This is a genomic window from Streptomyces sp. NPDC030991 (assembly GCF_055571235.1).
The window spans coordinates 202,572-214,446 of sequence record NZ_JBVIFR010000014.1 but is presented as its reverse complement, the minus strand read 5'-3'; the positions used below and the strand labels follow the sequence as shown (position 1 = coordinate 214,446).

At 72.4% G+C, this 11,875-nt stretch carries 8 protein-coding genes; 5 read left to right on the top strand and 3 right to left on the bottom strand.

From position 1 onward, the window contains the following. The first annotated feature begins 364 nt into the window (after positions 1–364). Both ACZ45E_RS26155 and ACZ45E_RS26150 read left to right on the top strand, forming a co-directional pair. Entirely contained in the window at positions 365–1,291 is a 927-nt protein-coding gene (locus tag ACZ45E_RS26155) for a DUF3027 domain-containing protein (RefSeq protein ID WP_468224691.1), read from the top strand. Between the two features lie 327 nt (positions 1,292–1,618). Beyond that, positions 1,619–4,792, top strand: a complete 3,174-nt coding sequence (locus tag ACZ45E_RS26150) for a sacsin N-terminal ATP-binding-like domain-containing protein (RefSeq protein WP_468224689.1) — start codon at positions 1,619–1,621, stop codon at positions 4,790–4,792. Between the two features lie 41 nt (positions 4,793–4,833). Here the strand turns inward: ACZ45E_RS26150 and ACZ45E_RS26145 are convergent, their stop codons facing one another. After that, positions 4,834–7,233: an HAD-IC family P-type ATPase gene (locus tag ACZ45E_RS26145; RefSeq protein WP_468224687.1), complete on the bottom strand. Its 2,400-nt coding sequence runs from the start codon at positions 7,231–7,233 to the stop codon at positions 4,834–4,836. A 138-nt stretch (positions 7,234–7,371) separates the two neighbouring features. Further along, positions 7,372–7,638, bottom strand: a complete 267-nt coding sequence (locus ACZ45E_RS26140) for a DUF2530 domain-containing protein (protein ID WP_468224684.1) — start codon at positions 7,636–7,638, stop codon at positions 7,372–7,374. A gap of 263 nt (positions 7,639–7,901) precedes the next feature. Between ACZ45E_RS26140 and ACZ45E_RS26135 the strand changes: the two genes are divergently transcribed. Next, on the top strand, positions 7,902–9,350 hold the full coding sequence (locus tag ACZ45E_RS26135; RefSeq protein ID WP_468224681.1) for an NCS2 family permease: 1,449 nt from the start codon (positions 7,902–7,904) through the stop codon (positions 9,348–9,350). Between the two features lie 28 nt (positions 9,351–9,378). Here ACZ45E_RS26135 and ACZ45E_RS26130 read toward each other — a convergent pair whose 3' ends face one another. Beyond that, complete coding sequence (locus tag ACZ45E_RS26130; protein ID WP_468224679.1) at positions 9,379–9,561, bottom strand: ribbon-helix-helix protein, CopG family; 183 nt, start codon at positions 9,559–9,561, stop codon at positions 9,379–9,381. Between the two features lie 153 nt (positions 9,562–9,714). On the opposite strand from ACZ45E_RS26130, the gene ACZ45E_RS26125 reads away from it, so the two are divergent. After that, the gene (locus tag ACZ45E_RS26125; RefSeq protein ID WP_468224676.1) at positions 9,715–10,152 is read left to right on the top strand and encodes a MarR family winged helix-turn-helix transcriptional regulator; all 438 of its coding nucleotides are present in this window, start codon (positions 9,715–9,717) and stop codon (positions 10,150–10,152) included. 49 nt (positions 10,153–10,201) lie between these two features. Next, on the top strand, positions 10,202–11,602 hold the full coding sequence (locus ACZ45E_RS26120; protein ID WP_468224674.1) for an MFS transporter: 1,401 nt from the start codon (positions 10,202–10,204) through the stop codon (positions 11,600–11,602). Positions 11,603–11,875: the final 273 nt, after the last annotated feature.

Genomic DNA, 11,875 nt, shown 5'->3' with positions numbered 1-11,875 from the left:
CGTCGGTGAGTTCATGTCGTCGCACCATACGAAGCCACTTCCCACCCGACCAAAAGATCCACCCAGCACACCAAGAGCCATCAGAAACGGCCTAGTGCCGATATGGGTGCGCGGGTCTGCTTTCGCGTCACGTGCGGCTCGTACGTCGGTGTGGGCGCGAGGCGCCGAAGGAGGTAGCGTGCGTAGCGCGCCCGCGGCGGTTGTTATCGGCCGCGCGCCTCTCGGCCATCCCGCAGAATGGATGACGTAGGTGCGCCCGGAACGTCGGGTGCGGACGTCGACGCGGCCCTCCGGTCCGCTCCGTCCGCGCTCCCGCACACAGGATGGCGCACTCGAGAGACGGCGTAGGAGAGAAGCGATACCTGTGAGCGCAGCGACAACGCGAAGCCGCACCCCCGACCGCCTGTGCGCCGAGGCGGTCGACCTCGCCCGGACAGCGGCCGAGGAGGCCGCCGCGCCCGGTGTGGTCGGCGAGCACGTCGAGATCGTCGTCGAGGGTGACCGTGTCGTCACCCACCTTTTCGAGTGCAAGGAGTTCGGCTACCGCGGATGGCGCTGGGCCGTGACCGTGGCCCGGGCCTCGCGGGCCAAGCACGTCACGCTCGACGAGACGGTGCTGCTGCCAGGACCCGACTCCCTCCTCGCCCCCGAATGGGTGCCGTGGAGCGAGCGGCTGCGCCCCGGCGACATGGGCCCGGGCGATCTGCTGCCCACCGAGGCCGACGATCTGCGGCTGGAGCCGGGCTACTCCGGCGAGGACGCGCCACCGCCGAACGCGCTCTACTCCGACGAGCTGGCCGAGCTGGTCGAGGCCGAGGACGTCGAGGTGACCGCGGGGCCGGTGTCGGAGCTGCCCGTCGTCCCGACCCGCGGCTCGATCGCCGCGGTGGCGGAGGAGCTGGGCATGCGCCGGGCGCGGGTTCTCTCGCGCTACGGCCTGCACATCGCGGCCGACCGCTGGGAGGAGTCGTTCGGCGCGAAGACCCCGATGGCGCAGGCCGCCCCGGCGACGTGTGTCTCGTGCGGGTTCCTCGCCCCGATCGGCGGTTCGCTCGGCCAGGCGTTCGGGGCCTGCGCGAACGAGTTCTCGCCGGCCGACGGGCATGTGGTCTCCCTGGCGTACGGGTGCGGCGGGCACTCGGAGGCCGCGGTCATGCCGAAGGCGCCGCGACCCGCTCCGCCGGTGATCGACGAGACGCGCGTCGACGCGTTCCCGCTCCGCCCGGAGGCGGACGCGGGGTCGGTCGGTGCGGCCCCGACCGACGGCGCGGAGGATCTGGGCCACTCGTAGCCCGGCCGTCGTGTACCGGGTGCGGCCCGGTGGGGGCAGATCGCGCCCACGCGGCGGAGCCGCATGAGGGCGCGCGCAGTGCGCCTTTCAGGGGCGCGGGGAACTGCGCGACCAGCCCCGTCGAAACCCGCACCCGGCGATGCGCCGGACCAGCCCCCACCGGGCCGCACCCGGCGACGCGCCGGATCAGCCCCCACCGGGCCGCACCCGGCGACGCGCCGGATCAGCCCCCACCGGGCCGCACCCGGCGACGCGCCGGACGGGCCCCCGCGAGCGCCGCGATACCGTTCGGGCCGATCGATCAGCCGCCCCCCAGAGGAGACACCCGTGAGCGTCAGCAAGATCGCGTGGCCGGCACCGGAGGGCATCGACCCGTTCGGCACCGCCAGATTGCGGCGCGGGGTGCTGGACGCCTGGACCGGGAGCGCGGCGCGGTTCCGGGAGGACGCCAACGCCGAGGAGGACCTCGCGCTCGGCGGCTACCGGGACAGGCTCGTTATCGAGCTGGCGCAGAACGCCGCCGACGCCGCCGCCCGCGCTGGCGTCGAGGGACGGCTCGCGCTCACCCTGCGCGGCGGGGTCCTGGCGGCCGCGAACACGGGGGCGCCGCTGGACGCCGCCGGGGTCGAGTCGCTGTCCACGCTGCGGGCGTCCGCGAAGCGGGACTCTGCCGAAGAGGCTGCGGGGACTGCCGGGGCTGTGGGCGCCGTGGGCCGGTTCGGTGTCGGGTTCGCCGCCGTGCTCGCCGTCAGCGACGAGCCGGCCGTCGTCGGGCGTACCGGGGGAGTGCGGTGGTCCCTCGGGGAGGCGCGCGTCGCCGCCGCCGACGCCGCCCGGCACAGCCCCGCGCTCGGTGACGAACTGCGCCGCAGGGACGGCCACGTCCCGCTGCTGCGCCTGCCGTTCGCCGCCGAGGGACAGGCCCCCGAGTCGTACGACACCGTCGTGATCATGCCGCTGCGCGACGAGGCGGCGGAGGCGCTCGCGGCCCGGCTGCTCGACGACGTGGACGACACGCTGCTGCTCGCCCTGCCCGGCCTCGCGGAGGTCAGCGTCACCACGGACGCGGGGACGCGCCTGCTGCGCCGCCGCACCGTGGACACGTACACGGTGATCTCCGACGACGCCCGTGACCCCGCCGACCTGCGCTGGCGCACCGTCACCCGGTCCGGCGCCCTCACCCCCGACCTCCTCGCCGACCGGCCCGTCGAGGAGCGGCTGCGCCCCCACTGGTCCGTCACCTGGGCCGTGCCCGTCGACGACGAGGGCGCCCCGCGACGGCCCCGCAGCGCGCCCGTGCTCTACGCCCCCACCCCGAGCGACGAGGCCCTCGGCGTGCCCGCGCTGCTCATCGGCTCGTTCCCGCTCGACACCGCGCGGCGGCACGTCGCGCCGGGGCCGCTCACCGGGTTCCTCACCGAGCGGGCCGCCGACGCGTACGCCGAACTCCTCGGCGACTGGCGGCCCGTGGGGACCGGCATCCTCGACCTCGTGCCCGGGCCGCTCGGCAAGAGCGAGCTGGACGGTGTGCTGCGGGCCGCGATCCTGCAACGCCTGCCCCGCACCGCGTTCCTGCCGCCCGCGCTCGAACCCGCCGCCGCCGACGGCGGTGACGAGGACGACGAGCGGCCCGTCGCCCTCAGGCCACGCGACGCCGAGGTCGTCGAGGGGGTCGGCGCCGACACCGTGCGCGTCCTCGCCGAGGTGCTGCCCAGCCTGCTGCCCGCCGGGCTCGAACGCCGCGCGGAGCTGCGCACGGTGGGCGTCGCGCGGGTCCCGCTGACCGAGGCGATCGACCGGCTGGCCGGCTTGGAGAAGGACCCCGGCTGGTGGCGGCGGCTCTACGACTCGCTGGCCGGGGTCGACCCCGACCGGCTCACCGGGCTCCCCGTGCCGCTCGCCGGCGGCCGGACCGTCATCGGGCCGCGCCAGGTGCTGCTGCCCACCGGCGAGGCGTCGGCGGTGCCCGGCGACGCCCTCGCCCGGCTCGGCCTCAAGGTCGCCCACCCCGACGCCGTCCACCCCCTCCTGGAGAAGCTGGGCGCGCTGCCCGCCACGCCCCGCGCCGTCCTGCTCACCCCGCAGCTGCGGGCCGCCGTCGCCGCGTCCCTGGACGACGAGCCCGCCTGGGACGACGAAGGCACCCTGAGCGTCGACGAACTCGCCGACGTCGTCCTCACCCTGGTGCGCGACGCCCACCTCGGCCCCGGCGACGAACCGTGGCTCGGCGCCCTCGCGCTGCCCGACGAGAACGGCGAACTCGCGCCCGCCGCCGAACTCCTGCTGCCGAACGGCCCGCTCGCCTCCGTCGTCCGCGAGGGCGAACTCCCCTACGTCGACGAGGAGCTGGCCGGGCGGTGGGGTGAACAGCCGCTCGCCGCCTGCGGGGTGCTCGCCACCTTCGCCCTGGTCCGCGCCACCGATGTGGTCCTCGACCCCGATGAACTCGACCCGCGCGACAGCGACTTCCCCGAGCCCGACGACCCCGGCCTGCTCGACGCCGTCGACGTGTGGTGCGAGGACGTCCTCGACCAGCTGCCCGACACGCCCGTGCCGCCCGTCGCCACCGAACTGGTCGCCGTCCGCGACCTCGACCTGGTCGACGAGGACCGCTGGCCGCAGGCGCTCGCCCTGCTGTCACGGCCGCCGCTGCGCGACGCCCTCACCCAGCCCGTCCGGGTCCTGCTGCCCGACGGCACCCACGAACTCGTCCGCCCGTACACGGCCTGGTGGCTGCGCGGCAATCCGGTCCTGGACGGCCGCCGCCCCGCCGGACTGCGCGCCGAGGGCACGGACCCGCTCCTCGTCGGCCTGTACGAGTCCGCCGACGCCGGCGGCTTCGACGACGAGCAGGTGCTGCGCTCCCTGGGGGTACGCACCTCCGTCGCCGCGCTGCTCGACGAGCCCGGCGGCGCCGCCGAACTCCTCGACCGCCTCGCCGACCCGGACCGTGAGGTGACCCAGGCCCAACTCCACGCCATCTACGGCGCCCTGGCCGGGCTCGACCCCGAACAGGTCACACTGCCGGACGAGGTGCGCGCGGTGCGGGACGGCGCCGTGGTCGTCGTGGACGCCCGGGACGCGTACGTCGCCGACGCCCCCGACCTGCTCCCGCTCGCCGCCGGACGGGCGCTGCTGCCGGTCGCCCCGGCCGGGGCCGCGGACCTCGCCGAGCTCTTCCAGGTGCACCGCCTGAGCGCCGTCGTCGACGCCGAGGTGACGGGCGACGGGATCACGCACCCGGTGCCCGACCCCGTGCGCACCCTCCTCGGGCCCGCGACCCCGGACTCGTACGTCGAGCACGAGGAGCTGTACGCCGCCGGGACCGAGGTCGACTGGCGCCGCGCCCCCGACGGCACCGTGCACGCGGCGACCCTGGAGGGCGTCGCCGCCGGGCTCGCGTGGGCGGCGGGGCAGTGGCCGCGGCGGTTCGAGGTGGCGGCCCTCCTGGAGGACCCGTCCCGCACGGCGGAGCTGGCGCGGGACCGCTGGTTCGACTAGGGCGTGTTTCGAAAGTCTCGCCTGCCCCGGGAGCAGCGACGTCAGACGGCGAAGCGGCGGCCGATCCACCTCCACAGGAGTTCCAGGACGACCGCCGCGACCGCCGCGACCCCCACCGCCGTCCACGGCATGGTGGAGCCCACCAGTTTCAGCGCGAAGAAGTCCTGGAGCCACGGCACCACCAGGACCAGCAGGAACCCGAGCCCCATCGCCACCACCAGACACACCCGCCACCAGGTGTACGGGCGGGCGATGATGGCGAGTACCCACATCGAGATCAGGAACAGGGTCAGCGTCGCCGAACTGGTCTCCGCGTCCAGCGCCCCCGAGCCCCGGTAGAAGTGCCGGGCGATCATGTACATCGCGAAGGTGGCGAGCCCCGCGACGGCCCCGCCCGGGATCGCGTACCGCATGACCCGTCTCACGAAGTGCGGCTCGGCGCGTTCCTTGTTCGGCGCGAGGGCCAGGAAGAACGCGGGGACGCCGATCGTCAGCGTCGACAGCAGCGTCAAGTGCCGCGGCAGGAACGGGTACTCGACCTGGCAGCAGACCACGAGCAGCGCCAGGATCACCGAGTAGACGGTCTTGACCAGGAACAGCGTCGCCACGCGGGTGATGTTGCCGATGACGCGCCGGCCCTCGGCGACGACCGAGGGCAGGGTCGCGAAGCTGTTGTCGAGCAGCACGATCTGGGCGACGGCCCGGGTCGCCTCCGAGCCCGAGCCCATCGAGACACCGATGTCGGCGTCCTTGAGGGCGAGCACGTCGTTGACGCCGTCGCCGGTCATCGCGACGGTGTGCCCGTGGGACTGGAGCGCACCCACCATGTCCCGCTTCTGCTGCGGGGTGACCCGGCCGAAGACCGTGCCCGCGTCCAGCGCGTCGGCCATCTCCGACCGGTCCTCGGGCAGCGTCCGGGCGTCGACGGTGTGCTCCGCGCCGCTCAGGCCGAGCTTGGCGGCGACCGCGCCGACGGAGACGGCGTTGTCGCCGGAGACGACCTTGGCGCTGACGTCCTGCTCGGCGAAGTAACGCAGCGTGTCGGCCGCGTCGGGGCGCAGCCGCTGCTCCAGGACGACGAGGGCGGCCGGCTCGGCGCCCTCCTTCACGCGCGGGTCGTCCAGGTCCTTGTCGACGCGGGCGAGGAGCAGCACGCGCAGGCCCCGCTGGTTGAGCTCCTCGGTCTCGGCGAGGGCCGGGTCGCCGTCGGGCAGCAGCACGTCGGGGGCGCCGAGCAGCCAGGCGCTGCTGGTCCCGTCGCCCTCCGCGAAGGCGGCGCCGCTGTACTTGCGGGCGGAGGAGAAGGGCAGCGCCTGGGTGCAGCGCCACTGCCCGCTGTCCGGGTAGGCGTCGATGACGGCTTGGAGCGAGGCGTTGGGGCGCGGGTCGGATCCGCCGAGCGCGCCGAGGACCTGGTGGACGTACTCCTCGTCGGCGCCGCCGAGCGTGCGCAGCCCGGCGATGTCCATACCGCCCTCGGTGAGCGTGCCCGTCTTGTCGAGGCAGACCGTGTCGACGCGGGCCAGCCCCTCGATGGCGGGCAGTTCCTGCACGAGGCACTGCTTGCGGCCGAGGCGGATGACGCCGATGGCGAAGGCGACGGAGGTGAGCAGGACGAGGCCCTCGGGGACCATCGGTACGATGCCGCCGACGGTGCGGGCGATGGAGTCCTTGAACCCGTGTTCCTTGACGACGAGCTGGCTGATGACCAGGCCGATCGCGGTCGGGATCATCATCCACTGCACGTACTTGAGGATGGTGGAGATGCCGGAGCGCAGCTCGGAGTGGACGAGGGTGAACCGGCTGGCCTCTTCGGCGAGTTGCGCGGCGTACGCCTCGCGCCCGACCTTCGTCGCGGTGAACGCGCCGCCGCCCGCGACCACGAACGAGCCCGACATGACCGGGTCGCCGGGGCGTTTCACGACCGGGTCGGCCTCACCGGTCAGCAGCGATTCGTCGATCTCCAGGCCGTCGGCCTCGGCGCAGGTGCCGTCGACGACGACGCGGTCGCCGGGGCCGACCTCGATCAGGTCGCCGAGCACGATGTCGGAGGTGGCGACCTCGGTGGCGGCCCCGTCGCGGCGTACCGTCGGCCGGACCTCGCCGACCACGGCGAGCGCGTCCAGGGTCTGCTTGGCGCGCCATTCCTGGATGATGCCGATGCCGGTGTTGGCGAGGATCACGAAGCCGAAGAGGCTGTCCTGGATCGGCGCGACGCAGAGCATGATCACCCAGAGCACGCCGATGATCGCGTTGAACCGGGTGAAGACGTTCGCGCGGACGATCTCGGTGAGCGAGCGCGAGCTGCGCACGGGTACGTCGTTGACCTCGCCGCGGGCGACGCGCTCCGCGACCTCGGCGCCGGTGAGCCCCCTCGCCCGCTCCGGAACGGGCACCGGGTGCACCGGATCCAGTTCGGCACCCGCGTCGATGTGCGTCATGGAACCGACACTAAGGGCGATACCGGCGTGCGGCGCCCCGGAAATCCCCTCGGGAGCCCCGGAGAAGCCCCCCCAGGAGGAGGCCGCGGATCCCCTAGGAGGAGTCCGTCCGGCCCTGGAAGGCGCCCGCCGGGTCCGCTAGGAGGGGTCCGCCGCGGCGGAACGTTTGATCGCGGCGTCGCGCCCCCGGACGTACCAGATGCCGATGAGGCCCAGTCCGGCCCCGGCCAGGCACGTCCACACCCACCAGGTCCGGTCGTGGTCGGCGAACCAGCCGTAGAACGGCAGCTGGACGAGGAAGAGGACGAACCACAGGATCGTTCCGCCGGTGATGGTGGCGACCACGGGACCCTCCAGGGGTTCGGGTGCCTCGTGCTTCGGGAATCCCGTGGAAGACGCAGCCATGTGCACAGTTTACGAGTGCGCGGATCCGGGGCCCGCCGGAACCCGCCCGGCCCCCTCCTCACCCAAGTGCCGCAAGGGTCTACGCGCGGAGATAGCGATTTCGGCCTCATATGTTCATACTGAAACGGCCTGAGTCTGGCCACTTCTGTTCGTACGAAATGCCAACGGAAACATCGGGGAAACCGGTTCGTGATCACACGAGGCCCAGACTCGATCGCGTTCCCGTCCGCAGAACCACCGCTCCGAATCCGCTGAGGTCACCCATGTCCACTTCGGCCACCGCCCCGGTCGATGCCAACGAACAGCCGCCGTCGGCGCCGAAGAACGGCTTCGACCGTTACTTCAAGATCTCCGAGCGCGGCTCGACGGTCGGCCGTGAGGTGCGAGGCGGCTTCGCCACGTTCTTCGCGATGGCCTACATCATCGTGCTGAACCCGATCATCCTCGGCAGCGCGAAGGACATGTACGGGCATCAGCTCGACAACGGCCAGCTGGTCACCGCGACCGCGCTGACCGCCGCGTTCACCACGCTGCTCATGGGCGTCATCGGCAACGTCCCGATCGCGCTCGCAGCCGGCCTCGGGGTCAACACGGTCGTCGCCCTCCAGCTCGCGCCGCGCATGTCGTGGCCGGACGCGATGGGCATGGTCGTCCTCGCGGGCTTCGTGGTGATGCTCCTCGTCGCCACCGGTCTGCGCGAGCGCGTCATGAACGCCGTGCCGCTCGGCCTGCGCAAGGGCATCGCGATCGGCATCGGCCTCTTCATCATGCTGATCGGCCTCGTCGACTCCGGCTTCGTCTCCCGGATGCCGGACGTCGCGCAGACCACCGTGCCGCTCCAGCTCGGCGCCGACGGCCACCTCAACGGCTGGCCCGTGCTGATCTTCGTCCTCGGTGTGCTGCTGACGCTGGCGCTCCTCGTGCGCAAGGTGCCGGGCGCCATCCTCATCTCCATCGTCGTGATGACCGTCCTCGCGGTGATCGTGGAGGCCGTCACCAAGGTGGGCTCGTGGGGTCTGACCTCCCCGAAGTGGCCCGGCAACCCGGTCTCCACCCCGGACTTCGGGCTCGTCGGCGACGTCAGCCTGTTCGGCGGCTTCCACAAGGTCGGCGTGCTGACCGGCATCCTCTTCGTCTTCACCGTGCTGCTGTCGTGCTTCTTCGACGCGATGGGCACGATCATGGGCATCAGCGACGAGGCGCACCTGACCGACGAGCGCGGTCAGATGCCCGGCATGAACAAGGTCCTCTTCATCGACGGCATCGCCGTCGCCGCCGGCGGCGCCTCCTCGGCCTCCGCCACCACCTGCTTCGTGGAGTCCACGGCCGGCGTCGGCGAGGGCGCCCGCACGGGCTTCGCCAACGTCATCACCGGCGGCCTCTTCGCGGTCGCGCTGTTCCTCACGCCGATCGCCACGATGGTCCCCTCCCAGGCGGCCACCCCGGCGCTGCTCGCGGTCGGCTTCCTGATCCTGTCCGGCGGCATCCGCGCCATCGACTGGAGCGACTACACGATCGCGATCCCGGCGTTCGTGACGATGCTGATGATGCCGTTCACGTACTCGATCACCAACGGCATCGGCATGGGCTTCATCACCTTCACCGTGCTGCGCGTCGTGGCCGGCCGGGCCAAGGAGGTGCCGGTCGCGATGTACGCGGTCGCGGCGGTCTTCGCCTTCTACTACCTCATGCCGGCTCTCGGTCTGACGTGATCCGGCTCCACGGGGCGGTCCTGAGGGTTCAGACCGCCCCGTAGAACCTCTCCGTCTCCTCGACGGATGTCTTGAACCGTTCGTCGAAGTCGTCTCGAACGAGCGTCCGGGCCACATAGTCCTGGACGCTCATTCCCCTTTTCGCGGCATGCCCCTTGAGCCGGTCGAGCAGCTCACCGTCTATCCGCAGGCTGAGCACTGTCGATCCCATGCGGATAGGGTCGCGGCCACGCCGCGCCCGGCGCGTCACTTTCTTGAGCCGACTCACTCGTACGAGTGACGAAGAGGTTCGGTGGCGCGAATCACGGGCACCGTGCGCCCGCCCGGTAGTAGTTAGACACAGTAATGAGTTACGCTAACGAACATGCCGGACCTCTCCCATGGCGATGACGTAGCCGCCGTGAACTCTCTGCGCTCCGCCGTGATGCGCCTGTCGCGTCGACTCAAGCACCAGCGGGTCGACGAATCGCTGAGCCCCACCGAGATGTCGGTGCTCGGCACCCTGGCCGGATGTGGCTCGGCGACCCCGGGCGAGCTGGCCCGCAAGGAGCATGTGCAGCCGCCGTCGATGACCCGCATCGTCGCCCTCCTGGAAGCCAAGGGACTGGTCGGCCTCGAACCTCACCCCGAGGACCGCCGGCAGAAGGTCGTCACGTCGACCGAGCGGGCCGAGGCCATGCTCGCCGAGTCCCGCCGCAAGCGGAACGCGTGGCTGGCCGAGCTCACCGCCGGACTCGACGAGGACGACTGGGCCAAGCTGCGCGCGGCCGCCCCCGTCCTGGAGAAGCTGGCGCACCTCTGACCGAGCACCGAGCACCGAGCACGACGACCGCCGAGGAGGCGAACCTACTTTGAGTACGGGATCCGGAGCAGACTCCGCCCCCGCACCAACCGCCCACGACTCCAGCCCGTCACCCAGCCGCCGCCCCTGGCGGGGCCTGCTGCGCAGGCGCCGTAAGGACGGTCCCGGCAAGACCTCGATGTTCGCGAGCCTGAAGGTACGCAACTACCGCCTCTTCGCGACCGGGGCAGTCGTCTCCAACACCGGCACCTGGATGGCCCGCATCACCCAGGACTGGCTGGTCCTGTCCATCACGGGCTCCTCCACCGCCGTCGGTGTCACCACGGCGATGCAGTTCCTGCCGATGCTGCTCTTCGGTCTCTACGGCGGCGTCATCGCCGACCGCTTCGCCAAGCGCAGCCTGCTCTTCTGCACGCAGGGCGCGATGAGCCTCTCCGGTCTGTTCCTGGCCGCGCTCACGCTCTCCGGCAACGTGCAGGTGTGGCACGTCTACGTAGCCGCGTTCTTCACCGGCCTGGTCACCGTCGTCGACAACCCGACGCGGCAGTCCTTCGTCTCCGAGATGGTCGGCCCGGACCAGGTCCGCAACGCCGTCTCCCTGAACTCCGCGAACTTCCAGTCCGCCCGGCTCATCGGCCCCGCCGTCGCCTCCGCGCTGACCGCGGCCGTCGGCCCCGGCTGGGCGTTCCTCGCCAACGGCCTCTCCTTCCTCGCGCCGCTCACCGGCCTGATGCTGATGCGCACCCGCGAGCTGCACGAGATCAAGCGGGCCCCGCGCGGCAAGGGCCAGCTCCGGGAGGGGCTGCGGTACGTGTCGCTCCACCCCGAACTGATCTGGCCGATCGTGCTCGTCGGTTTCGTCGGCACCTTCGGCTTCAACTTCCCGATCTGGCTGAGCGCGTACGCCGATGACGTGTTCCACGGCGGGGTCGGCCAGTACGGCCTGTTCAACACGCTCATGGCGATCGGTTCGCTGGCCGGCGCGCTGCTCGCGGCCCGCCGTCGCTCGACCCGCCTGCGGGTCCTGGCCGGCGCGGCGATCGGCTTCGGCGTCCTGGAGATCCTGGCCGCGTGGGCGCCGGGTGTCTGGGCGTTCGCGCCGCTGATCGTGCTCCTCGGCATCCTCGGCCTGACGGTCAACGTGACGGCCAACTCCACGGTCCAGATGGGTACGGACCCGGAGATGCGCGGCCGCGTCATGTCCCTGTTCATGATGGTCTTCACCGGCGGTACGCCGCTGGGCGGCCCGCTCTTCGGCTGGCTGGCCGACCAGTACGGGGTGCGCGTCAGCTTCATGCTGGGCGGGGTGATCTGCGCCGCGGCGGCGGCCGGCGTCGGCCTGATGCTGGCCCGCGCGGCGAACCTGCGCCTCAAGGTCGACCTGCGGCGCGGCGAGCGCCACCTCCAGTTCGTGCCGCGCGACCCGCAGCGGCTCGCCGCGGTGGCCTGAGCACGGTCTCGCCCGAGCACGGGCTCCTCGAAAGGGCCGGACGGTTCTCCGTCCGGCCCTTCTCTCGCAGGCCGGCCCGCCGAGGTGGCGCCCGTCGTACGAGAAGGTCGCCGCCCGGATGCCGGTGGGCGCGCGTTAGGCTCGGAGTGTGGACCCGAAGACGCGGAACCTGATCATGGCCGGGGTGCTTGTGCTGATGTTCGTCGTGGTGGCCGTGGCGGCGGCCGTCGGCTCGTAGGCCGCACCCGCCGCCACGCACGCGCGTCCGGCGCG